Source organism: Myxococcus sp. CA051A (genome assembly GCF_013336705.1).
Taxonomy (GTDB): Bacteria; Myxococcota; Myxococcia; order Myxococcales; family Myxococcaceae; genus Myxococcus; species Myxococcus llanfairpwllgwyngyllgogerychwyrndrobwllllantysiliogogogochensis.
In genome coordinates this window covers 22,639-44,802 of sequence record NZ_JABUMS010000034.1, presented here as the reverse complement: position 1 = coordinate 44,802, position 22,164 = coordinate 22,639, and the positions used below count along the sequence as shown (strand labels likewise).

17 protein-coding genes and 2 pseudogenes are annotated in these 22,164 nt (G+C 68.5%); 8 read left to right on the top strand and 11 right to left on the bottom strand.

The window, feature by feature from the left end; genetic code table 11:
• Positions 1-779, top strand: a pseudogene (locus tag HUA74_RS43675) (DNA polymerase Y family protein); the annotation flags it as partial.
• 43 nt (positions 780-822) lie between these two features.
• Here HUA74_RS43675 and HUA74_RS43670 read toward each other — a convergent pair.
• Entirely contained in the window at positions 823-1,545 is a 723-nt protein-coding gene (locus HUA74_RS43670) for a double-CXXCG motif protein (protein WP_174459318.1), read from the bottom strand.
• Between the two features lie 15 nt (positions 1,546-1,560).
• Positions 1,561-2,227, bottom strand: a pseudogene (locus tag HUA74_RS43665) (TIGR02269 family lipoprotein).
• Between the two features lie 99 nt (positions 2,228-2,326).
• On the opposite strand from HUA74_RS43665, the gene HUA74_RS43660 reads away from it, so the two are divergent.
• Entirely contained in the window at positions 2,327-2,851 is a 525-nt protein-coding gene (locus HUA74_RS43660) for a hypothetical protein (protein WP_141648776.1), read from the top strand.
• Between the two features lie 12 nt (positions 2,852-2,863).
• On the opposite strand, the gene HUA74_RS43655 is transcribed toward HUA74_RS43660, so the two are convergent.
• The gene (locus HUA74_RS43655) at positions 2,864-3,397 is read right to left on the bottom strand and encodes an FHA domain-containing protein (protein ID WP_141648775.1); all 534 of its coding nucleotides are present in this window, start codon (positions 3,395-3,397) and stop codon (positions 2,864-2,866) included.
• A 130-nt stretch (positions 3,398-3,527) separates the two neighbouring features.
• On the opposite strand from HUA74_RS43655, the gene HUA74_RS43650 reads away from it, so the two are divergent.
• Positions 3,528-4,508 carry an NAD-dependent epimerase/dehydratase family protein gene (locus HUA74_RS43650; protein ID WP_174459317.1) on the top strand — a complete coding sequence of 327 codons (981 nt, stop codon included), beginning with the start codon at positions 3,528-3,530 and terminating at the stop codon, positions 4,506-4,508.
• 67 nt (positions 4,509-4,575) lie between these two features.
• Here HUA74_RS43650 and HUA74_RS43645 read toward each other — a convergent pair whose 3' ends face one another.
• From HUA74_RS43645 to HUA74_RS43630, 4 genes are all read right to left on the bottom strand, one after another.
• The gene (locus HUA74_RS43645; protein WP_174459316.1) at positions 4,576-6,078 is read right to left on the bottom strand and encodes an ATP-binding cassette domain-containing protein; all 1,503 of its coding nucleotides are present in this window, start codon (positions 6,076-6,078) and stop codon (positions 4,576-4,578) included.
• Positions 6,079-6,320: 242 nt separating this feature from the next.
• Entirely contained in the window at positions 6,321-7,445 is a 1,125-nt protein-coding gene (locus HUA74_RS43640) for an SPFH domain-containing protein (RefSeq protein WP_141648772.1), read from the bottom strand.
• Positions 7,445-7,933: an NfeD family protein gene (locus HUA74_RS43635; protein ID WP_141648771.1), complete on the bottom strand. Its 489-nt coding sequence runs from the start codon at positions 7,931-7,933 to the stop codon at positions 7,445-7,447. Before HUA74_RS43635 ends, HUA74_RS43640 begins: the two co-directional genes overlap by 1 nt.
• A 104-nt stretch (positions 7,934-8,037) precedes the next feature.
• Positions 8,038-8,703, bottom strand: coding sequence for a hypothetical protein (locus tag HUA74_RS43630; RefSeq protein ID WP_174459315.1), 666 nt, complete (start codon positions 8,701-8,703; stop codon positions 8,038-8,040).
• Between the two features lie 412 nt (positions 8,704-9,115).
• Between HUA74_RS43630 and HUA74_RS43625 the strand changes: the two genes are divergently transcribed.
• Positions 9,116-12,139, top strand: a complete 3,024-nt coding sequence (locus tag HUA74_RS43625) for an error-prone DNA polymerase (RefSeq protein ID WP_174459314.1) — start codon at positions 9,116-9,118, stop codon at positions 12,137-12,139.
• Positions 12,140-12,268: 129 nt separating this feature from the next.
• Positions 12,269-13,414 carry a right-handed parallel beta-helix repeat-containing protein gene (locus HUA74_RS43620; RefSeq protein ID WP_174459313.1) on the top strand — a complete coding sequence of 382 codons (1,146 nt, stop codon included), beginning with the start codon at positions 12,269-12,271 and terminating at the stop codon, positions 13,412-13,414.
• Positions 13,415-13,579: 165 nt separating this feature from the next.
• Here the strand turns inward: HUA74_RS43620 and HUA74_RS43615 are convergent, their stop codons facing one another.
• A complete protein-coding gene (locus tag HUA74_RS43615; protein ID WP_174459312.1) occupies positions 13,580-13,819 on the bottom strand; it encodes a hypothetical protein in 240 nt (79 codons plus the stop codon).
• A 329-nt stretch (positions 13,820-14,148) separates the two neighbouring features.
• Between HUA74_RS43615 and HUA74_RS45270 the strand changes: the two genes are divergently transcribed.
• A complete protein-coding gene (locus HUA74_RS45270) occupies positions 14,149-15,018 on the top strand; it encodes a hypothetical protein (RefSeq protein WP_217443722.1) in 870 nt (289 codons plus the stop codon).
• Between the two features lie 51 nt (positions 15,019-15,069).
• Here HUA74_RS45270 and HUA74_RS43605 read toward each other — a convergent pair whose 3' ends face one another.
• Both HUA74_RS43605 and HUA74_RS43600 read right to left on the bottom strand, forming a co-directional pair.
• Positions 15,070-16,176 (bottom strand): class I SAM-dependent methyltransferase, encoded by a 1,107-nt coding sequence (locus tag HUA74_RS43605; protein ID WP_174459311.1) that lies wholly within the window; start codon positions 16,174-16,176, stop codon positions 15,070-15,072.
• Positions 16,177-16,422: 246 nt separating this feature from the next.
• Positions 16,423-17,187 carry a DUF6209 family protein gene (locus tag HUA74_RS43600; RefSeq protein WP_174459310.1) on the bottom strand — a complete coding sequence of 255 codons (765 nt, stop codon included), beginning with the start codon at positions 17,185-17,187 and terminating at the stop codon, positions 16,423-16,425.
• Between the two features lie 186 nt (positions 17,188-17,373).
• On the opposite strand from HUA74_RS43600, the gene HUA74_RS43595 reads away from it, so the two are divergent.
• Entirely contained in the window at positions 17,374-19,158 is a 1,785-nt protein-coding gene (locus tag HUA74_RS43595; RefSeq protein WP_174459309.1) for an ATPase, read from the top strand.
• Positions 19,159-19,162: 4 nt separating this feature from the next.
• Here HUA74_RS43595 and HUA74_RS43590 read toward each other — a convergent pair whose 3' ends face one another.
• Positions 19,163-19,951 carry a WbqC family protein gene (locus HUA74_RS43590; RefSeq protein ID WP_174459308.1) on the bottom strand — a complete coding sequence of 263 codons (789 nt, stop codon included), beginning with the start codon at positions 19,949-19,951 and terminating at the stop codon, positions 19,163-19,165.
• Positions 19,952-20,088: 137 nt separating this feature from the next.
• On the opposite strand from HUA74_RS43590, the gene HUA74_RS43585 reads away from it, so the two are divergent.
• The gene (locus HUA74_RS43585) at positions 20,089-22,152 is read left to right on the top strand and encodes an ATP-binding protein (RefSeq protein WP_174459307.1); all 2,064 of its coding nucleotides are present in this window, start codon (positions 20,089-20,091) and stop codon (positions 22,150-22,152) included.
• Positions 22,153-22,164: the final 12 nt, after the last annotated feature.

Genomic DNA, 22,164 nt, shown 5'->3' with positions numbered 1-22,164 from the left:
GGCCCGCGGAGTCGTTCGAGCCGCTGCGCTTCGCGCTGAAGACGTTGTTGGACAGGCTGGGGGCGCGGCTGGCGGGGCGGCGGCGGGCGGCGGTGCGCATCACCTTCACGCTGAAGTTGGATCCGTCGGGGCTGCAGCAGGTGACGCTGGCGCTGGCGAGGCCCACGGCGGAGGCGAAGCTGCTGCTGGATCTGGCGCGGCACCGGCTGGAGGAGTTGCGACTGGAGAACCCGGTGGCGGAGGTGTCCGCGCGGGTGGACGAGTGCTCGGAGGACCGGGAGCAGCAGCTCTCGCTGGGGGATGAACCGGAGGGGGATGCGGCGCTGGAGGTGGTGTTGTCGCGACTGGTGACGACGCTGGGGGAGGAGTCGCTCTGCGCGGCGGGACTGGCGGAGGTGCACCGACCGGAGGGAGCGCATGGGGCGAAGGGCTTCCATCCTCCGGAGGCGCGGAAGGGGTGGGCGGGGGAGCTGGGCGGGGCTCGCGTGGAGCGCGCGGAGGGAGGAGGGCTCCGGGAGCGGCCCTCGCGGTTGTTGGTGGAGCCCGCGTGGCTGGACGCGGAGGTGGCGGAGACGGGCAGGTTGCTGGCCGCGAGGGTGGGCGGGCGGCGGCACCGGGTGACGGCGGTGACAGGGCCGGAGCGGCTGGGAGGGGAGTGGTGGTCCGAGTCTCCCTTCCAGCGTGACTACTACCGGGTGCACTTCGAGGGACTGGGCCCGGCGTGGGTGTTCCGGGACATGCGAGATGGCCGCTTCTATCTGCAGGGCTTGTTTGACTGACGTGCCACGCGCGGCGTGTGCTTTCGTGCAATCAATTGCAGAATCAGCGGGTCGGAAGCTCGCGGGAACTGATGCCTGTGAGCCCCAGGCGTCGCACTGCCTCTATGAACCGCTCTGTTCCAATGATCATCGTGGCGAAGTTACCCACCCGAAACAGGTCCAGGTCGACGGGGAGAGAACGCGCGTCGAGGATCGGGTGGTCAGGCCTTTGGAACGCGAGCCGGCCACATGTCTTACAGGCTGGCGCCAGATCTGAAGGGAGGCAGTCTGGATGCAAACGCCCCTTCAGTTCGATTTGAAGCTCCAGCATCTCTGGTGGGCTCTTTTGCCTCCAGCGCAGCTCCGTCTCACAGCCGACGAGACCCTGGACATGCAGTGACCGGAGTTGCTCCAGCGTGTCCCGGCGCAACATCAACAAGTAGTCCCCTTGCCAGGTGAGTGGACCCAAATCGCCACGGGCCGTCCCCACCATGGGGCCGAACGCCGTTCCTGGTGGAAGCTCCGCTCCTGGGGGGGCCAGGGGGCTCGCGAGCGTACGCAGGCGTTGGTACTCGGGCACGGACGTAGGCCATGGCCTCACGAAACGGGCCTGTTCCGGCAGCGATGAGAGGTCCACGCAAGGGTAGTTATGTCCCGAGCCACCCCAGGTCGCGCCACAGTCGGAGCACTCGACTCCAGGCAGCGACCACTTGTGCGCGGCGTTGAAGTCGCCTCGGTATCGAGAGGTCTCTGCACTGTCCTCACCCAGTTCGAAGAATCGAGTCATCTGTCCAGGACGTGGTTATTCCAGATGGGTGTAGTAGGGCTTGACGGGACCGCCCAGGAGTTGGAAGCGGTAGATGAGTTCCCCTGCATGTTTGAAAATTTCTTCCTTGGAGGGGAAGGGATTCTGTCTCTGATACTCACGCCATGCCTTGTTCCAGGCGCCTCCACGGTCTCCGCCTCGGTGAATCCGTTGGTGGACGTCCTCGTGGAAGAGGGAGCGTGTAGTCGTGGATGTTGAGTCCTCTGCTGCGGAACCATAACGCCAGGTCTTCGGCCTGCGGGAAGATGTGGTGCTTCTCGAAGCGGCCCGGAGGGAGCTGAAATCTCGGCGGTGTGGGACGAGGACTCCCATGCCAGGGGATGACGAAGACGGGCTCATGGCCTTCAGGTGTTTTCAGCCCGCTTCCCCAGTTTCTGCGAGGACCTCCTCCGGGCGCAGCGGATGCCGCGGGAGGACGCGCGGGTGGAAAGCGCGCCAACGTCAGTTCGTCGAGCATGTGCTCGCAGCGGAAGAAGGCGCACGTGTCCTCTTCGCAGAGGGGAGCGAGGCAGACATCCTCATGCGGCTCGGAGCACTCTCCCTGCGCGTCTTCCCAGAAGGGGACCGCTGACGCAGCCGATGTCGCGCAGCCCTGCCATCCGGTGGCGAGCAGGACGACGCAGAAAACATGCAATGCGCGCATAGTCTGTGGATAGCACGCCGCCGCCCCCAGCTTCACCGGTTTGCCCACCGCCGCCTCGGGTGGTTATGCAGAGCGACCACCTTTTCCCCCAGGGCCCCCATGCGCGTCTCCGCTCTCCTCCTGCTGTCCCTGCTTGTCACCGCATGCGCCGCGCCGCAGGTCCGTCCCGCGGGGGCCATCCGCAAGGTCGTCGTGGTCGTCGGCTCGCGGGTGGACTCACTGCCCTCGGCGTCCTACCGCGAGGACCTGATGGGTGAGGGCAACCCTCGCACCGTCCTCTCCGGTTCGACGGAAGCCGTCCTCCGAGAGCGGGGCTTCGAGGTCGCCGGGACGCGCATCTCCGCGGCGCCTTCGCCCTCCACGGACGAAGTCGTGTCCGTCATCCGTGAGAACGACGCGGAGGCCGCCGTCGTCGTCGTGCTGTCCTGGGTCGACGTCTCCGCCGTCCAGACCATGGGCCGCGCCGACGTGGTGCTGGAGGCCGGCGTCGTCTCTCCCGACGGCCAGTTGATCTGGCGCAAGGAGAGCCGCACCGTCGCCATGATCGGCCTGTACCAGTCGCAGACGGACTACAGCTCCTATCTGCGCAAGGCCGTCATCCAGGCCGTCAAGGAAGTGCCCTGAGCCTCCACGCCCTCAGGGCTTCGGCCGAGGGCTCGCCAGTCGCAGGTGCTCGTGCACCGTCTCCGCGCGCAGGTAGAGGAACTGCGCGTCGCCGAACGCCAGCGTGTCGCCGTCGTTGAGCGTCACCTGCGCCCGAAACCCCAGGGGCGCGCCGTTGATCCACGTGCCATTCATCGACTGCGCATCGCGCACGAGGAAGCCGCCCGTCGCCGCATTCCACCGCAGCGTGGCGTGGTGCTGGGAGACAGACGGGTCCGGCACCACCAGGTCACACTCCGAGCGGCCGACGGTGAGCTCCTCGCCATCCACCTTGGGGTTGAGGAAGTGCACCTCCAGGTTGTCGAAGTCGCGAAGCATGGCGAGCAGCCGCTCCGTCATGCGCGAGCGATGCGCCATGCCCACCGTGCGCGCCCCCGTCAGTTGCTGGGCGACGCTTCGGAACACCGGGTCCACGGGCTGCTGGATGAGCGCCACCGGGCCTGACGCGGCCCGGAAGGCTTCGAGCGAGGCTTCGGCGAAGGGTCGGAGCTGGTTCACGGACACCATGTCGCCCACCCTACGTCCAAGCAGGGGCCACGGGAAGCAGGCTGTCGAGCCCTCCTGGACGCTCGGCGAGGGAGTCCGTCACACCGTGAACGTGGCATCCCCCAAGAGGGCATGGGAGCGTGCGCCCTGCATGCGGGTACTCGTCACGGGAGCGGCGGGCTTCATCGGTCACCACGTCAGCGCGCGACTGCTGGCGCGAGGGGACACCGTCCTCGGCGTGGACAACCTGGACCCCTCCGGAGATGTGCCACTCAAGCAGGCCCGCCTGGCCCGACTTCGCACCACTCCCGGCGCCGAGCACTTCACCTGTCATCCGGTCGACATCACTGATTCCGCCGCGCTCGCGAGAATCTTTCAGCAAGAGCGCCCCGAGCGGGTCGTGCATCTGGCGGCGAGGGTCGGCGTCCGGACGGCGAGCGCCTCCGCGCGGTCCTATCTGGACGCGAACGTGACGGGGTTTCTCCACGTCCTCGAGCAGTCACATGCCGCGCAGGTGGAGCACCTCGTCTACGCCTCCTCCAGCTCCGTGTACGGCGCTGACACGCCGCCCCCTTTCGCGGAGAGCGCCTCGGCCGACCACCCGCTGAATGTCTACTCCGCGACCAAACGCGCCGGAGAGCTGCTGGCCCACACGTACGGCCACCTGCACGCGCTGCCCACCAGCGGGCTGCGCTTCTTCACCGTGTACGGTCCCTGGGGGCGTCCGGACATGGCGCCGTTGCGCTTCCTTCGCGCCCTGCGCGAGGGGCGTCCCATCGACCTCTACGGCGAGGGCCGCATGCGGCGCGACTTCACCCACGTGGACGACGTGGCGGAGGCGGTGCTGCGCGTGCTGGACCGCCCGCCCTCCGGTACACCGCCGTATCGACTGCTCAACGTGGGCCGCGGCGAGCCCGTCTCGCTCCGCGACTTCGTGGCCGTCCTGGAGCGACACGTGGGGACCCGCGCCGTGCTGCGCCCACTGCCAGCCCAGCCAGGGGAGATGGACGGCACGTGGGCGGACCCCTCCGCGCTGGAGCGCGAGACGGGCTTCCGTCCTCGCGTCTCCGTGGAAGAGGGGCTCGCGCAACTGGAGGCGTGGGAGCGGGAGCACCCCCAGTTCAGGACGTGAGCCAGTCCCGCGACAGTCCAGGGGGACGGGTCGCATCATCGCGCTGGAGTCGCGCTCCCGCCCGGCCTCACCCGGCCGTCACCTCCACCCGGCCATGCTCCACGCGCCAGGCCTCGGAGGTGCACGCGCGAGCGAACGCGGTGTCGTGCGTCACCAGCAGCAGCGCGCCGGGATACTCACGCAGGGCCGCCTCCAGTCGCTCGATGGAGGGCAGGTCCAGGTGATTGGTGGGCTCGTCGAGCACCAGCGCCCAGGCGTGCTGTCCCAGTCCCCGGGCGATGAGCAGCTTGCGCACCTCTCCCGGTGAAGGTTGCTCCGAGCCGAGCAGCCGCTCGGGGTCCACGCCGAGCGCGGCCACCAGGGACAGCACGCGCCCCTTCTCCTCGGGAGGCAGGGCGCGCACCTCGTCGAGCGTGGTCCGCGCCTCCTCCGCGCCCACGTCCTGCGGCAGATACAGCACGCGCTCCATGGGCACGCGAGCGCGCTCCAGCAGCGCGCGCACCAGGGTGCTCTTGCCCGCGCCGTTGGGACCCTCGATGCGCACGCGCGCCTCGCGGCCGACGGACAGATTCACGGGCCCCAGCAGCGGCACGTCCCCGGCGCGCAGCTCCGGCACGTCGAGGGTGAAGAGCCACGGGTTGGGCGAGCGCACGTAGTCGACGAAGACGGAGCGACCCACGGTCTTGTCCGCGGTGAACTCACCCACGGCCTCGGTGGCGCGCTCCAGCTCGCGACGCTGGATGCCCACGCGGCGGCCCGCGTGATTCTCCGCCCAGCCCGCCACGACGGACGCGCCCATGGAGCGCGCGTCGTTGTCGTTCTTGTCCTTCAGTCGCTTGCGTGTGCTCCGGGCCGCGTCGGCGGACTGTTGCTCGCGTCGGGCCTGGTCGAGCAGTCGCGCCGCGCGCCGCTGCTCCGCGCGGGCCTGTTGATAGACGCCCACCTCCGCCTCGCGCTCGGCCTCCCAGTGCTGCTTCGCCGCGGAGTAGGCCCCGGGCCACAGCCGCGCATCGCCGCCATGGACGCGCAGCGTGGCGGTGGTGAGCGTCTCCAACAGCGGCCGGTCATGTGACACGACGACGCCCACGCCCTTGAAGCGCTTCAGCGCCGAGACGAGCCACGTCCGCGCCTCCGCGTCCAGGTGGTTGGTGGGCTCGTCGAGCAGCAGCACGTGCGGCTCGGCGGCCAGCGCCGCGCCCACCTGCCACCGCTTGCGCTCGCCCGGGGACAGCGTGGACCAGCGCTCCAGCGCGGAGACGTCCAGCCCCAGTTGCCCGTGCAGCCTGCGCGCGAGCGAGTCCCATGACTCGGCGAAGGCGGTGATGTCCGGCGTCAGCGCCTCCACTTCCTGGCGGCACAGCCGCAGGGTGGGCGAGGGGGGCTCGGACTGGATGTGCCCCTCGGTGGGCGCAAGCTCCCCCGAGAGGAGCCGGAGCAGGGTGGACTTGCCGGCGCCATTGGCGCCCACGAGCCCCGTCCAGCCGGACGCCAGGTGGAAGTCGACTTCAGAGAGGACGGCGACAGCGTCGGAATAGGCGAACGACACGCGATGCGCGCGAAGGGAAGACATGAAGCGAGCTCCTGAATCCAGGCGCGAGCCAGCCCAAGGGGCGGCCCTGCGCGGTGAGGCCAAAAGACCTGGGACTCAGCGGCTCAGCTTCAAGGGTACGTCGACCTCGCGTAGGGAGGGGGTGTCAGGCCCTCCGGTGGATGCGTGCGTCGAAATCTATGACGCGCGCCGGGGCGGAATGCAACCCCGTCTCGCTCGCCGGCCAGCCTGGACGGCGAGCAAGACGGATTCCGGACAGCGGTCTACTCGTCCTGCTCGGAGGGAGGACGGGGACGACGCGCCTGCGGAGCGCTGGCGCCGGTGAGGGTGGCGGGCTCCGCGATGACGTTGCTCCGGGCGATGCTCTGGGCGCTCAGGGAGGCGGCGGTGGGCGCGGGACGCGTCCCCGGGGCCTGGGGCGCGGGGCGTCTGGCCGCGTCCTCCTTGGCGAAGAAGACGTCCTTGATGACGGAGATGGCGCCCAGGGTGGCGGTGGCCTCGTAGGGGATGAACATCTTGTTGTCACCCTTGCCAATCTCCTGGAGGGTCTCCATGTAGCGCAGCGCGAGCACCTCCGGGGTGGCGTGGCCGCTGTGGATGGCCTCGAAGGTGAGGCGCGTGGCCTCGGCCTTGCCTTCGGCCTCCAGCATGGTGGCGCGCTTGTGGCCCTCGGCGCGGGCGACCTCCGCGTCACGCTCGCCCTCGGCCTGGAGGATGCGGGAGATCTTCTGGCCTTCGGCCTGGAGGATGGCGGCGGCCTTGTCGCCCTCGGCCTTCGTCACTTCGGCGCGGCGCTCACGCTCGGCGGTCATCTGCTTGGCCATGGCGGACTTGATGGCCTGGGGCGGCTCGATTTCGCGCAGCTCCACGCGCGTCACCTTCACGCCCCACTTCTCCGTGGCCTCGTCCAGCACCATGCGCAGCCGGGTGTTCACCGTCTCGCGGCTGGTGAGCGTCTGGTCCAGCGTCAGGCTGCCCATGACGTTGCGCAGGTTCGTCATCGTGAGCTGTTCAATCGCCAGCGCCAGGTTCTCCACCTGGTACAGCGCCTTCGCGGCGTCGACGATCTGGTAGTAGATGACCGAGCCGACCTCCATGTTGACGTTGTCGTGGGTGATGACCTGCACCGTCTCGAAGCCCATGACCTGCTCGCGCAGGTCCACCATGGTGCTGCGCATGTAGCGGTTGCCCGTGCGCATCTCGATGGGGCGGGGGCTGTCGAGGAAAGGGATGAGGAGGTTGAGGCCGCTGGTGGCGACGCCATGGAACTTGCCCAGTCGCTCCACCACCATGACCTTGGCCTGGGGAACGATGCGGACGCAGGTGTACAGCACGAAGCCCGCGAGCCCCACGAGAGCGGCAAGGATTACAAAGGTCAGCGCGTCCATCAGACTTTCTCCTGTTTCTGTTCCGCCTCGGGAACCGACAACGTCGCCGAAGGGCGGCGCACCCAAAGCTTGAGTCCCTCGACCTGCTCCACGGTGACGAGCTCCCCCTGGGGGATGGCGCCGGACAGCGAGCGGGCCGTCCACAGCTCGCCGTTGATGCGCACCGTGCCCCCGTGGGGGCCTTCAATGGACTCCATCACCACCGCCTCCTGCCCCACCATGGCCTCGACGCCCGTCTTCAAGTGCGAAGCGTTCCGCATGAAAACGTTTTTGAACAGGGTGCGCGAGGCGGCGAACAGGCCGATGGAGACGGTGGCGAAGAGCGCCAGTTGGAGGAAGAAGGTCAGCCCGAGGCCCGCGGCGAGCGAGGAGACGAGCGCCCCCACCGCGAACCACACGAGCCCGAAGCCGGACAGCTTGATTTCCAGCCCACCGCAGGCGAGGGCGGCGACGATCCAGAGCTGCCAGGCGGCGGGGGTCAGGTCCATGAAGATCTCTTTGTCAGTCGGTTCCCCGTCCTGTCAAACGCGGGCGGGCGGGGACGAAAGGACTGAACGCCTTCATGGGGCCCCGTGAGGGGGCTTGGGCGCGCCTACTTCGTACGGAACAGCTCCCGCGTCTCGACGATGGGCTGCTGGCCGCCGATGGTCCGGGTGAAGAGCAGGCGCTGGGGGACGCCGCCGCTGTCGCAGTCCAGGGCGTCCAGGGCGAGGGTCTCCTTGAAGACGAGGGTGTGGGAGGTGGGCTTGGGCCGCGAGGTGGTCTTCTCGATGCCTCCGGTGCGGGGTGGCTCCTGGGGGCGGGTGGCGTAGGTCTTCGCGGGGCGCCGCGTCACGACGAACTCCACCTTGGCGGGCTCCCGGTCCAGGTTGAGCAGGTAGCTGCTGGTGTCCTTGTGGCTGGGGCCGACGGTGTCGGGGGTGAGGCTGTCGAACTGCACCAGCGTCTCCGCCTGGTAGGTGCCCCGCGCGTCGCGCTGGAAGCGGACCGTCAGCGTGTAGTTGTTCTTGAGCAGGGCGTCATTGGCCATGCGGGTCAACGGGTCCTTGAGCTGCTCATCGGTGAGCGGTGTCTGCCATTCCTTGAACACGCGGCCCTTGTAGGTGCCCAGATACAGCTCGCGACTCACCCCACAGGGGGCGCTCTTGCGCGAAGCGGCCTGCGTCTCGCCGACGAGCCCGAGTGCCGGGAAGAGCAGGGCGGACGCGAGGACCAGGGTGAAGGGAAGGGCGAAGCGGTTGAGGCCGTGCAGGGACATGAGTCCTCCTCGTCGAGAGGTGTCGTGGCGACATGGGCCGATGCCGTCCGTGGCAACGGGCGCCTTTCCGGGAGAGGGCGGCGCCGGGCGGACAGCGACGGTAGGCACCGGGGACTCGCGTGACAGTGATTCTCAGGAGTTGAGCGTTGCTGCGCGGACAGGGAGGCGAGGCTCGGAGATGGCATGTCTGGGTTTGGACGAGGGGCTCGGCCCAGGGGCTGTCTGGAAACGTCGTGGCGCGGCGGCGGGTGGCGGACGGCAGGCGCCGGAGTCGCGGAACGAGGCCCTGGAGGCCCGAAGAGGACGTGGTGCGTCGGGGCGCGTGCGGCGTGCCTCAACCCGGCGAGTCTCTCGGTCGCTGAACGAAGATCCGACCTAGCGCCTGAACGGCTGGTCAGTGTCTTGATCGGGTGTGGACTACGCCGAGCTCGTCTGTCGCTCCAACTTCTCGTTTCTGCGCGGTGCCTCGCATCCGGAGGAGCTGGTGCTCACCGCCTCGCGGCTGGGGCTGAGCGCGCTGGCGCTGACGGACGCGGATGGGTTGTACGGGGCGGTGAAGGCCCACCTCGCGGCGAAGGAGCACGGCCTGCGGCTCATCCTCGGGGCCGAGCTGACGCTGGAGGACGGGCCTCCGGTGGTGGTGTACGCGGCGGACTCGGGGGGCTATTCGAACCTGTGCGCGCTGGTGTCGCGCAGTCGGATGACGCACCCCAAGGGGGAGGCGGGGCTGCCGTGGCGGGCGCTGGCGGAGCGCTCCAGCGGGCTGCTCGCGTTGTTGCCGGAGCCGGCGGCGCTGGAGCGGGTGGCGCCGTTGGCGGAGGCGTTCCCGGAGCGCTTCCATGTCGGGCTGTGCCGGACGTTGTCGGCGGGGGACTCGGCCCGGGAGGCGCGAGCGGAGGTGCTGGCGCGGGAGCTGGGGGTGCCGCTGGTGGTGCACAACGACGTGCACACGCACCACCGGAGACGTCAGCCGCTCCAGGACGTGCTGAGCGCGGTGCGGCACGGGACGACGGTGGACCAGGCGGGGACGCGGCTGTGGCCCAACGGGGAGCGGACGCTGAAGGGGCCCGGGGAGATGGCGCGGCTGTTCGCGGACCGGCCGGAGGCGCTGGCGCGGACGGTGGAGCTGGCGTCGCGGTGTCGGGCGTCGCTGGATGACCTGCGCTACCGCTTCCCGGAGGAGGACCTGCCAGGAGGGCGGACGGCGGACGAGCACCTGAGGGTGTTGACGTACGAGGGGCTCGGGGTGCGCTACCCGGCGGGTGTGCCGCCGGAGGTGGTGAAGCAGATAGAGCACGAGCTGCGGTTGATCGCCGCGCTGGACTTCGCGGGGTACTTCCTCTCGCTGTGGGACATCGTCGGCTTCGCGCGGCGGCAGGGGATTCTGTGTCAGGGGCGAGGGAGCGCGGCGAACTCGGCGGTCTGCTACGCGCTGCAGATCACCGCCATCGACCCGGTGCGGATGGGCTTGTTGTTCGAGCGTTTCCTGAGCATGGCGCGCAAGGAGCCGCCGGACATCGACGTGGACTTCGAGCACGAGCGGCGCGAGGAGGTGCTCCAGTACGTGTATGAGAAGCACGGGCGCCACAGGGCGGGGATGGTGTGCGAGGTCATCTGCTATCGCGGGCGGCTGGCGCTGCGGGAGGCGGGGAAGGCGATGGGGTTGTCATTGGACCAGGTGGACCGGCTGTCGAAGGTCTCCGCGGCGCACGGGTTCGAGGTGACGCCGGAGGTCCTGCTGGAGGCGGGGCTGTCCGCGTTCGACCGGCGGGTGCAGCGGACGTTGTCCCTGGCGGCGGAGCTGGAGGGCTTTCCCAGACATCTGTCCATCCACGTGGGCGGGTTCGTGATGACGCGAGAGCCGCTGACGGAGCTGGTGCCGGTGGAGAACGCGGCCATGGCGGGGCGGACGGTCATCCAGTGGGAGAAGGATGACATCAATTCGATTGGACTGTTGAAGGTGGACCTGCTGGCGCTGGGGATGTTGACGGCGCTGTCGAAGTGCTTCGCGCTGATTCGAGAGCACCACGGGCGGGAGCTGTCGCTGGCGACGATTCCGGCGGAGGACCCGAAGGTCTACGACATGTTGTGCGAAGCGGACACGGTGGGGGTGTTCCAGATCGAGAGCCGGGCGCAGATGAACATGCTGCCGAGGCTGAGGCCGAGGACGTTCTACGACCTGGTGGTGGAGATTGCCCTCATCCGCCCGGGGCCGATTGTCGGGAAGATGGTGCACCCGTTCCTGCGCAGGAGGAACGGTGAGGAGACGGTGGTGTACCCGAGCGAGGCGGTGCGGGAGATATTGGGCAAGACGCTGGGGGTGCCGCTCTTCCAGGAGCAGGCGATGAAGCTGGCGATGGTGGCGGCGGGCTTCTCCGCGGAGGAGGCGGATGGGCTGCGGCGGGTGCTGAGCCACAAGCGCGCGGAGTCGATGCTGTTGCAGTACCGGGGACGCTTCGTGGAGGGGTGTCTGTCGCGAGGGTACTCGCGGGTGCAGGCGGAGGAGTGGTTCGACAACTTCCGGGGCTTCGCGCACTACGGCTTTCCGGAGAGTCACTCGGCGAGCTTCGCGTTGATTGCGTATGCGTCCAGTTGGCTGAAGTGTCATTACCCGGCGGCCTTCACGACGGCGTTGCTGAACTCGCAGCCCATGGGCTTCTACGCGCCGCACACGCTGGTGGCGGACGTGCAGCGGCACGGCGTGGAGGTGCGGCCGGTGGACGTGCGGTGCTCGCGGTGGGACTGCACGCTGGAGGACGGGGGGAAGGCGCTGCGGCTGGGGTTGCGGATGGTGAAGGGGCTGGGGGAGTCCGCGGGGCGGCGGGTGGAGGCGGGGCGAGGGGAGGGCTACACGGACGTGGGGAGCCTGGCGCGCCGGGCTCGGATTCCCCGGCACGAGCTGACGCGCCTGGCGCTGGCGGGGGCGCTGGGGTCGCTCTGTGGCTCACGCCGCAAGGCGCTGTGGGACATCCAGGCGCTGGGGCCGCTGGACTCGGATGACCTGTTCTTCGGGATGTCGATGGACGGCACGGAGGTGGAGCTGCCGTCGATGGATGTGTTTGCCCGCGTCTGCGCGGACTACGACACGGTGGGGCTGTCGTTGGAGAAGCACCCGCTGGAGCTGCTGCGGCCCACGCTGAGGAAGCTGGGGGCGGTGACGGCGGAGGGGCTGAAGCAGGTGTCCTCCGGGCGGACGGTGTCCGTGGGCGGGATGATGATCTGCCGACAGCGGCCTCCGACGGCGAGGGGGATGTGCTTCATCTCTCTGGAGGATGAGACAGGGATTGCGAACCTGGTGGTGCCTCCGGATGTGTATGAGCGGTGCCGCAAGGAGATCCACGGCGCCCTGTTCATCGTGGGGCAGGGCGTGTTGGAGCGCTCGGGAAAGGTGACGAACGTGAAGACGAAGTTCGTCCAATCCCTGTCCCGCACCTGAGAGGACCTGTCGGGGATCCGACTCCGAGCCCAGGGCCTCACTGCACAAAGGTCCCAGGCGACTCCATCCTCCTTCGCGCCATTCAATGGCGCTTGTTGGCCCATGGCGGGAAGTGGGCAGGAGGTTGGCATGTTCAGGCAGATGCTCGGAATGGTCACCGTGGTGGGGACCCTGTGGTTGCCTTCGCCATCCATGGCGGAGCCGACGAGGACGCTCCACGTCGCCAACAACGCGTTGGACAGCGCGACGTGTGGCGCGAAGGCGAACCCCTGTCGCTCCATCAGTCGGGCCATCGCCCATGCTCGCGATGGAGATCGCATCCTCGTCCACCCCGGCCGCTACGGGGACTTGAACGCCGACGGAGACTTCAGCGACCCCGGTGACGAAGCGGCCGAAGTGCAGACGGGGTGTCGCTGCATGATCCTGATCAACAAGCGGCTCAAGGTCGAGTCGACGGGGGGCGCGCAAGTCACGGTGCTCGCCGCCGCCGGGGCCGTGCTGGATGTCGTCAACATCACCGCGAGCAACGTCTCCTTCGGCGACTATGGGAAGGGGTTTACCCTCACGGGGGCCGGGAAGGTCACGGATGATGATGGGATTGGGCTGGATGTCCTGGGCGGGCGCGACGTTCGGGTGATTGGGAACATCGCGCAGGGCAACCGGGACGCGGGATTCGCCATCCGGGGGGACAACCACACGGTCAGGGACAATGTCTCCACGGGCAATGGGATGGGGTTCTCTCTTGGCTCGGACACGGAGGGGCACACCGTGAAGGAGAACCTCGCCACGAACAACGGCAATGACGAGGTGTTCGGCCACGGCTTCGCGGTGGGCGGGCAGAAGGGCACGTACGAGGGGAACAAGGCCATTGGCAACAGGGGTATCGGCTTCTACCTCGTCCTCTTCTCGGGGACCTCGGACTTCGAGTTCGAGGACAACGAGGCCATTGGAAACCGGGGCGCCGGAATGTGGGTGCGGTTTGGCGCGCAGCTCAAGGTGCGTAGCAGCAATTTCTTTGGAAACCTGGGTGAGAGCGTGGGGGGCTCCTTCCCGGCGGCGCCCAATTGTGGCCTCGTGAATGACATGGGCGGCCCCATCGACGCGGCACGCAACTACTGGGGCGCGGCGACCGGGCCCGGTCCGGACCCCGCGGATGATGCGGGCCCCGGGTCCATCTGTGATGTGAATGGCACCACCGTGGTCGTGCCCTTCGACTCCACGCCCAACTCGTTGCTCGAGTCCCTGGAGGAACGGCAGACCCCCGTGGCTGAGTGAAGTCAGGCCTCGCCGCACCCCGTGAGAGTGGGTGGGCATCCCGGACATGAGGGCCGGGATGCCCACTTCCTGGCGGATGGGGCCTCAGCAGCCGCGGAAGCGAGTGTTGGTGGTGGTGCACGCATCCAGACACACGTGCAAGGTTGGCTGTCTTTCCCACCGCGCTCAACAGGACGTGCACTCCATGATGAAGAACGGTGTGACGTCCTCGGTCTCGGAACACGACGACTCACCGCACGCGCACCGCAGTGTCAACACGTGGTTCGTGTACGTCTCGTCGTCGTAGTAGTGAAAGGTGCAAGCCTGGGGCTCCAGGGCTTCCGCCCGGGGCGCGTAAGCCATGTTGCCGAAGAAAAACAGCCCCGGGATTGCCAGCGACAGCGCACCGAGCAGTAACTTTTTCATGATCCCTCCCAGTCCTTGGGCTTAGGGCAAGCAGGTCATCTGACCGCCCCCGTGAGCCGGAGCATGATCCACCAGCCGAGCACCTCGCGCCCATCCCTCGCCGGCTCTCACACCCCCACTGGAAGTATGAGACATCGTGGGATTTCTCCTTCCCATCCGCGTGGATCTCTGCGATGGGTCAGAGCTGTTCGGGCTGGGGCCGCTTGAACCCAGCTCACGTGGTATCCGCGAATATTGCAGCCGGGTTGCGATATTTCGGGGGCGCTGGATATAGTTGCCTGGAATTGGATATGAAAATCAGCACACCTGGTGCGTCCCGGACCCACTCCATGGAACGAGCATCCCGAACGGTGACCCAGGTTGTACGCCCCGTCCTTCGCTCCGTGCTTCACGAAGCGTTGGAGAGCGAGACGGGCGGTGAGGTGGTGGTGAAGTCGTCCACCGTCTCCGGCCGCATCTTCATCGTGGAGCAGAAGGTGGCCTGGGCGGTCCTGAACGGGCCCGGGGTCCAGAACTTCTCGTCGGTGCTGATCCAGCGGCAGCTCGTCAGCCGAGACGACGTCGAGCAGGTCATGACGGAGTGTCGCAAGAACGGGGGCAACTTCTGTGAGGTGCTGGTGGCGTGGGGGCTGGTTCCCCGCGACATGCTCCGGGACGTGCTTCGTGGCCACATGGCGAACCACCTGCAGGTCTTGCTGTCACTCCAGGACGCCCAGGCGCTCTTCGTCCCCCAGCCGCGCACCTACTCCAGTCAGCTGACGTTCAGCCTGGAGGAGCTGACCCTTCCCGTCGAACAACTCTCCACCCACCCCCCAGCCGAAAGAGAAGTCATGCCGAACGTGAAGCAGTCCCTGGAAGAGACGCTGAAGATCGAAGGGGCCTTCGCGGCCTGTCTGGTGGATGCGAAGAGCGGAATGTGTCTGGGCAGCCAGGGTGGCACCGCGACGTTCAACATCGAGACGGCCGCCGCGGCCAACACCGAGGTCGTCCGCGCCAAGCTCAAGGCGATGTCCGTGCTGGGTATCAAGGACCGAATCGAAGACATCCTCATCACCCTGGGCGAGCAGTACCACGTCATCCGCCCGCTGGCGGCGCGCGAGGGACTGTTCTTCTACGTGGCCCTGAGCCGCGCCACCTCGAACCTGGCCATGGCGCGCTTCCGCCTGGCGGAGATCGAGAAGGGCCTGCAGCTGAGCTGAGCCGTGCGACTCGGCGCCCGCCGCTACAGGCGGGCGCCAGACTCGACAGTCCTAGGCGCGCCGGACCAGCACGACGCCGTCCTGATAGGTGCCGTGGGCGTGCTGGAGGAACTCGCGAACCTCGAAGAACCGCCCCCATTTCTCCCGGATGTACTCGGTCGTATAGAACGTGTGCATGTTGTGGAAGGGCGAGGGCATGTAGCGCAGCACCAGGCGCTCGGCGGGCATCGGCTGATCGAACCACGCGGAGGGCACGGGGTTCGTCTCTGACTCCAAGCACCGGTACGGATGGTTCGTGAGGTGCTTGCGGATGGGATGCTCGGGGTTGCGCATGCCTTCCCAGGTCCGCTCCGTGTGCAGGGAGATGAACGCGATGCCTCCCGGCTTGAGGACGCGGCGGAACTCCAGCAGCCAGGACTCCTCGAACTCATCCATGTGGGTGAAGACCGAGCCACAGAAGACCAGGTCGATGGATGCGTCGGGGATGGGCAGCGTCGGGACGACGCTGTTCTGGAAGTAGAAGCCGCGCGGGGGCAGGAACTTGTTCATCCACCGGACGGCGTTGGAATAGATGTCCGTGCCGAAGACCTCCGCCTTGGGCGAGTGGGCGATGAAGTGACGCAGCACCCGGCCCGACGAGCAGGCGAAGTCGAGGAAGCGGAAGTGCGACTCCGGGTCGATGCCCGAGGACTTCAGCAGCCCCTTCAGGAAGAGGTAGTCGCTCAGGCCGTTGAGCCAGTAGCTGACGTGCTGCTCGCCGAAATACTCGGCGCGGTCCTCGGTGCGCGGCACCGGAGCGGTGTCCGACGCGACGTAGGCGCGGAGCTGCTCCTCCGAGAGCGCTTGGAGCAGCCGGGTCTGGAGCGTCCCGTCGTCCGCGCCGAAGAGGCCCCGGATGACGTCATGGAGGGGCTGCCCGGCGTGGTGCGTGCGCAAGAGCTCGGCCACGGGAGGGAGCGCGTTTCGCAAGGGGCGATCCGGCAGGGTCCACACGGCACTGGTGAGGTCCGGCGCGGCCTGGGGCGCGGGAGGAGGAGGGGCACTGGAGGGCTCCGGGGTCTCCATCCAGGGCGCCAGCCGGTGGACGACCTTGCGTGCCACGGACTTCACCAGCGGCTTGAGATGCTCGGACAGCGCCTTCTCGGTCTGATTGGACATGGGAGTCTGGGTGTTTTTCGCTGATTGAAAGGGCGCGCAGTAAAGGGGGTCTCCCTCTGGAAAGCAACGACTCTCACGGCGGATACCGCCCCCCGCGTACGGGCCGAATCCTCGTGACTCACAGTGTTGATACAAAACAAGACATCCGCGGGACGGCCTGTCTCCACGGATGCCAATGATTGTCATGGGCGGAGGCCCGCCCCGCCGGGGAGGTGGTGCTTGCCGGCGAGGCGGGAGCGCGCCGGATTAGGGCTGCACGACGAAGCGGTAGTTCTGGCCGTAGCGCGAGTCCCAGCGGCGGCAGTAGCCCCGGTCCCAGTTCTCGAACCAGAGCGCGACGGAGCGAGCCCCGGCGGGCGCGGTGAGGGTGACGGGGACACCGTAACGCGAGGAGCCCGAGACCTGCGTGACGCTCAGGTCTCCGGTGACGCCGTTGTCGAAGCGGTAGCGGACCCAGACCTCCCAGGTGGGCGCGCCGTTGTAGAGCAGGCGGCACTCGGGCAGCCGGTCGATGTCGTACTCCACCACGAACGTCTGCCCCGCCTTCACGGTTCCCACGGGGTACTCCACCCAGCCCTCCTGGAAGACCAGGGTCGGGACGTGGGCGGTGCCGGCGGGGCGCACGGTGAAGCGGAAGTTCGAGCCGTAATTGGAGTCGTACTGCTCGCAGCCCGCGCTGGAGACGCGGAACCACAGCTCCAGCGTGCCCGCGGCGGGCAGGGAGAGCACCGGCGGCGCGCCCGCGGTGGGCTGGCCCGCGACGTCGAAGCTGCTCTCCGCCCCGCCGTCGAGGCGGTAGTGGCCGGTGAGGCTCCAGCCCGGGCTGCCGTCGGGCAGGGTGGCGCGGCACTGCGGCAGGCGGCTGGCGTCATACGCCACCTGGACCTGTCCACCGGCGAGCAGCGTCTGCGACTGGGCAAGCGACCAGTTGGCGCCGAAGGTGATGACGGGCGGGGTCTGCGCCGCCGCGCCGCCGCCGAGCAGCAGCAGGGGGACCACGAGGAGGGACATGAGTCGGTTCAAGGGTGTGGCTCCAGGGTGAGAGTCAGGCCCGCTGGTGTCGACCGCAAGGGGGTTCGGGCCGCCTCCTGGACGGAGGCGGGCGCATCATGGCCGACGCCACCGACGCCCAGCTGCCTCGTTGATACCGGGTATTTAGAGTAGGCTCCGCGCTGAACACCCTGGAGCGAGCACCGAATGACCCTGTTCAGGAGGCCGTCCCCGGCCGGCGGGCCGAGCGACGATTCGAGCCGCAGCGCTACTCCCACCGAGACGCCTTCCGTCCCAGATACACCCAACCCGGTGCTCAGCTCCCCCCCGCGTCCCCGCCCCGGGATGACGGGCTCCGCCCCCTCGCTCCCCGAGCGCCGGCCCGCGGCCCCCCAACGTCCCTCCGCCCCGCAGTCCGAGGAGCCGGAGTACCCCACCGAACGCCGCCCCGGGCCTCCCGCGGCGCCCCGCTCGCCCCTGCAGTCCGGCCCGCTGCCGTCCGTCATCGTCTCCAACCAGGAGCGCCGCCCCCCCGCCGCGCCCGGCGCCGAGCGTCGCCCCCAGGCCGCAGCCCCCGCGGCGCCGCCCCCCAGCGGACAGGAACGGCGGACCATTCCGCCTCCAGCGTCCTATGCGGGCCCCGAGCGGCGCACCCCTGGCACCAGCTCCCGGCGAGCGTTGGACCCGAACGCGGGGTCCCAGGAGCGCTTCTGGCCCAGCCAGCCTCGCACCCTGGAGGAGACCGGCCTCACGGCGACCTTCGTGGAGGAGCTCATCCTCAAGGCGCTCTTCTTCGCCGGTGAGATGCGCGGCATGGACCTGGCCAGCCGTATCCAGCTCCCCTCGTCCGTCATCGACGACATCATCGAGGGCCTGCGCCGGCAGAAGTACGTGGACATCCGAGGCGGCGGTGCGTCCGGTGTCGGCAAGTCCACGATGATCTACCAGCTGACGACGTTCGTGACGGACATGCTGCGGCAGATCACCGACCGCAACCGTTACAACGGCCCCGCGCCCGTCTCCTTCCAGGAGTACGTCGCGGCGGTGAAGAAGCAGACGGTGCGCGGCAATCGCATCACCCGCGCGCGGATGCAGGACAAGTTCGGCGACCTGGTCATCCGCGACTACATCTACGACGGCATCGGCCCGGCGATGAACTCCGGCCGCGCCATCTTCTTCTACGGCCCCCCCGGCAATGGCAAGACAGCCATCTGCCAGGGCATGGTGAACTGCTTCGAGGGGGACATCTTCATCCCCCACGCCATCCTCATCGACGACTTCGTCGTGAAGGTCTTCGACGCCAACATCCACAAGCCCGTGGAGGATGAAGGGGGCGCCTCGTATGACCGGCGCTGGGTGCGCTGCCGTCGGCCGCTCGTCGTCGTGGGCGGTGAGCTGACGCTGGACATGCTCGACCTCGTCTACTCGCCGGAGGTGAAGTACTACGAGGCCCCGTTCCAGATGAAGGCCAGCAACGGGATGCTCCTCATCGACGACTTCGGCCGGCAGAAGGTGTCGCCGAAAGATCTGCTCAACCGGTGGATCGTCCCGCTGGAGAGCGACATCGACATGCTCACCCTGCACACGGGCAAGAAGCTGCAGGTGCCCTTCGACGTGTTCGCCGCCTTCTCCACCAACCTGGACCCCAGCGCCCTCGTGGACGACGCCTTCCTGCGCCGCGTCCGCTACAAGCTGGAGGTGCAACGGCCGGACGAAGAGCAGTTCCACCAGATCTTCGAAATCATGTGTCGCAAGCGGGGCGTGGCCTACAACGCCAACGCCATCGACTACCTCATCGACTCGCACTACCGGCCGACGGACCGCCCCTTCGCGGCCTGCCAGCCTCGAGACCTCCTGGACCAGGTCATCGACATGTCCCACTACCTGGGACAGGAGCCGAAGCTGGACCCCGCCTTGCTGGACGCCGCCGTGCGCAGCTACTTCGTGCGCTTCGACAAGCCCTCGGGGACCACCGCGGCCTCCGCGACCTGAGCCGTCAGCTTCCGGTCGGCGCCGGTGCGAAGGGGCCCCACGGCGAGGGCTCCAACCACCGGCGCACCTCGTCCACCGGGACGTTGGACAGCACGTCGACAATCGACAGGCCCTGCACGAATCTCCCCTCGCGTCCCTGCGCGTAGGGCGGGTGCCGGAAGCGCTGCCACAACACGCGCACGTCCGCGTCCCGGAACAGGCTCACCTGGAGGTACAGCGAGGAGCCCAGCCCGGAGTAGTACGTGTGGGCCTTCAGTTGCCGGCAGTACTCCACCAGTCGCGCGGACTTCTCGTCGCCCTGGCGCTCCAGCGTGGACGCCAGGAGGATGTCTGGCTTCAGCCCCAGCGATTCGTGGAACAGCGCGGTGCTCCCCAGGAGCACCCGCAGCAGCGAGCCCGGCCCGGCGTCACGTGCCACACTGTCGTAGAAGGGCTCCAGCAACGGAAGTACCTGGGTGGCGAAATGGGGCCTTTGCCCATACAGCGTCACCAGCCTGCTCAGGTGCTTGCGTGCCCAGGGCTGTCGGGTGTCCACGGCCAGCTCGCCGATGAGCGTGTCGCGGTGTGGGTCCTCCAGGGGAATGGACAGCCATTGGAAGCCCGGCTCGGTGGGCGGAGGTGTGGGCACATTCGCTGGCAAGGCCACACGCGTCCTGCGTTGCCAACCGCGCCGCAGCCATTGCACATTGTCGAGCACCAACATCGTGCCCGCGCGCGCCACCTGCTCGTAGAAGTCCACCCAGGGCAGGTAGTGGGGTTGCTCGGCGACGACGACTCCTGGACTGCCCGACACTCACGGCCTCTCTTCTGCTGAGACGTCCTGGGTTGGGTCGGCCCCTCACTCTGGACCGGCGCGGTGGATTCAGCCTGCTGCTAGACTGTAACATTCCAAAGACGGCCAGGGACCTTCGCCGCGGCGGGAAGGAACGGATGAAGTACCTGTGCATCAGCGCTGACCCGAGGCACCCCGTGGCGGAGGAGCTTCAGCGCCAGGGGCAGGAGGTGCTCGTTCGCGCGGACGCCTCGGAGGCCGGCGCGGAGCTGGTGCATGGCCGGGTGGACGTGCTCATCGTCGAGGCCGAGTCGCTCGCGGAGGACGCGCGCTGGCTGGACGCGCTGCGAGCGCGGGCGCGGCCCGAGGAGCCCCTGGTGCTGGGCGTGTCCCGCTCCGCGACGGAGGAGGTCCTGGCGCCCCTGCTGGCGGCGGGGGTGGACGAGCTGCTCGTCGTGCCCGTCTCTTCGGTGGAGGTGCGCGCGCGCAGGCACCTGCTGGAGCGTCGCGCGGCGAAGCGCCGACACCACCAGAGCACGGAGGCGGCGGCGCGCGGTGAGATGGAGCGGCTGGCCTCCATCATCCAGACGCAGGCGGACGTGGCGCTGGCGGGGCTGGACCTGTCTGGGGTGATGCGCCTCTTGTGCGAGCGCGCGCGTGAGCTCTGCGGCGCGGACGGCGCGGCGGTGGCCCTGCTGGAGGATGGGTACGCGCAGTACCGCGTGGCCACGGGCAGTCTGTTGGCCCATATGGGCTTCCGCCTCCCGGTGGAGGGGAGCCTCACCGGCACCAGCCTGCTGCGTGGCGAGGTGATGCGCACCGACGACACCGAGGACGACGTGCGCGTCAACGTGCGCGCCACGCGACAGGTGGGCGCTCGCTCCATGGTGTGTGTCCCGCTGTGGCGCGAGGCGCGGCCGGTGGGCGCGTTGAACCTCATCTCCCGTCATCCGAATGCCTTCGATGACCGGGACGTGCGCACGCTGGAGTTGATGGCGGGTCTTTTGGGCGCGGCCATGGGCAACGCGGCCGAGGCCGAGGCGCGTCATGCCTTGATGGAGGAGCGCGCCGCGGCGCTCGCGGCCCTGCAGGAGTCCCAGGCGCTGTTCGCGGCCTTCATGAACCACAGTCCGGCGGTGGCCTACATGAAGGACGAGCAGGGCCGCCGCATCTGGGTGAACGAGCCGTACCGCCGCTTCTTCGGCCTGTCGGAGACCGCGAGCCTGGATCGCCTGGATGACATGAACCTGATGCCGCCCGCGTCGGCGGAGCATGTGCGCCGCGAGGACCAGGCGGTGCTCGAGTCGGGGCAGCCCAGCGCGACGGAGGGCATGGTGCCCTCGCCGGACGGGTCCGAGCGGTTCTGGCTCACGTATCGCTTCATCGTGAAGGAGCACTCGGGGCGCAGGCTCCTGGGCGGCGTGGCGCTGGACGTGACGGACCGCAAGGCGATGCAGGCGCAGCTCGTGGTGTCGGACCGGCTGGCGGCGGTGGGCACGCTGGCGGCGGGGGTGGCGCACGAAATCAACAACCCGCTCGCCTTCGTGCTCTCCAACCTGTCCTTCCTGTCCGTGGAGCTCCAGTCCGTGGCGCGCGAGCTGCCGCTGGGGCGCACGTCCGAGATGGAGGAGGTGCTGCGCGAGGCGGTGGATGGCGCGCACCGGGTGCGGCAGATCGTCCGCGACTTGAGGACCTTCTCGCGCGGGGACGACGAGGTGGCCACCGCCGTCAACCTCCAGGCGGTGCTGGAGTCCGCCATCACGATGGCGCGCGGCGAGCTGAAGATGCGCGCGCAGATCATCCGCGACTACCGCGACGTGCCTTCGGTGGAGGGCAACGAGGGGCGCTTCGGACAGGTGTTCCTCAACCTGCTCATCAACGCCGCGCAATCCATTCCCGAAGGCAAGCCGGAGCACAACGAGGTGCGCGTCATCCTGCGTCCGCAGGCAGACCGGGTCATCGTCGAGGTGCACGACACCGGCGTGGGCATGACGCCGGAGGTGTGCGCGCGCATCTTCGACCCGTTCTTCACCACCAAGCCCGTGGGCGAGGGCACCGGCCTGGGCCTGTCCATCTGCCACGGCATCGTCACCGGCTTCGGCGGGGATATCTCGGTGGAGAGCGAGGTGGGCCGGGGCAGCATCTTCCGGGTGTCGCTGCCCGTGGGCCAGCGCGCGCGGGAGCTGACGTCGCCGACGCCTCGCCTGCACCTGGTGGGCTGAGCCGTCGCGCGG

What these genes read in the sequence shown, in the direction of transcription:
- HUA74_RS43595 (WP_174459309.1), top strand. Translation starts at nt 17,374, where the DNA reads ATGACCCTGTTCAGGAGGCCGTCCCCGGCCGGCGGGCCGAGCGACGAT.
- HUA74_RS43600 (WP_174459310.1), bottom strand. Translation starts at nt 17,187, where the DNA reads ATGTCCCTCCTCGTGGTCCCCCTGCTGCTGCTCGGCGGCGGCGCGGCG.
- HUA74_RS43605 (WP_174459311.1), bottom strand. Translation starts at nt 16,176, where the DNA reads ATGTCCAATCAGACCGAGAAGGCGCTGTCCGAGCATCTCAAGCCGCTG.
- HUA74_RS43620 (WP_174459313.1), top strand. Translation starts at nt 12,269, where the DNA reads ATGTTCAGGCAGATGCTCGGAATGGTCACCGTGGTGGGGACCCTGTGG.
- HUA74_RS43645 (WP_174459316.1), bottom strand. Translation starts at nt 6,078, where the DNA reads ATGTCTTCCCTTCGCGCGCATCGCGTGTCGTTCGCCTATTCCGACGCT.
- HUA74_RS43615 (WP_174459312.1), bottom strand. Translation starts at nt 13,819, where the DNA reads ATGAAAAAGTTACTGCTCGGTGCGCTGTCGCTGGCAATCCCGGGGCTG.
- HUA74_RS43660 (WP_141648776.1), top strand. Translation starts at nt 2,327, where the DNA reads ATGCGCGTCTCCGCTCTCCTCCTGCTGTCCCTGCTTGTCACCGCATGC.
- HUA74_RS43655 (WP_141648775.1), bottom strand. Translation starts at nt 3,397, where the DNA reads ATGGTGTCCGTGAACCAGCTCCGACCCTTCGCCGAAGCCTCGCTCGAA.
- HUA74_RS43630 (WP_174459315.1), bottom strand. Translation starts at nt 8,703, where the DNA reads ATGTCCCTGCACGGCCTCAACCGCTTCGCCCTTCCCTTCACCCTGGTC.
- HUA74_RS43640 (WP_141648772.1), bottom strand. Translation starts at nt 7,445, where the DNA reads ATGGACGCGCTGACCTTTGTAATCCTTGCCGCTCTCGTGGGGCTCGCG.
- HUA74_RS43635 (WP_141648771.1), bottom strand. Translation starts at nt 7,933, where the DNA reads ATGGACCTGACCCCCGCCGCCTGGCAGCTCTGGATCGTCGCCGCCCTC.
- HUA74_RS43670 (WP_174459318.1), bottom strand. Translation starts at nt 1,545, where the DNA reads ATGACTCGATTCTTCGAACTGGGTGAGGACAGTGCAGAGACCTCTCGA.
- HUA74_RS43650 (WP_174459317.1), top strand. Translation starts at nt 3,528, where the DNA reads ATGCGGGTACTCGTCACGGGAGCGGCGGGCTTCATCGGTCACCACGTC.
- HUA74_RS45270 (WP_217443722.1), top strand. Translation starts at nt 14,149, where the DNA reads ATGGAACGAGCATCCCGAACGGTGACCCAGGTTGTACGCCCCGTCCTT.
- HUA74_RS43585 (WP_174459307.1), top strand. Translation starts at nt 20,089, where the DNA reads ATGAAGTACCTGTGCATCAGCGCTGACCCGAGGCACCCCGTGGCGGAG.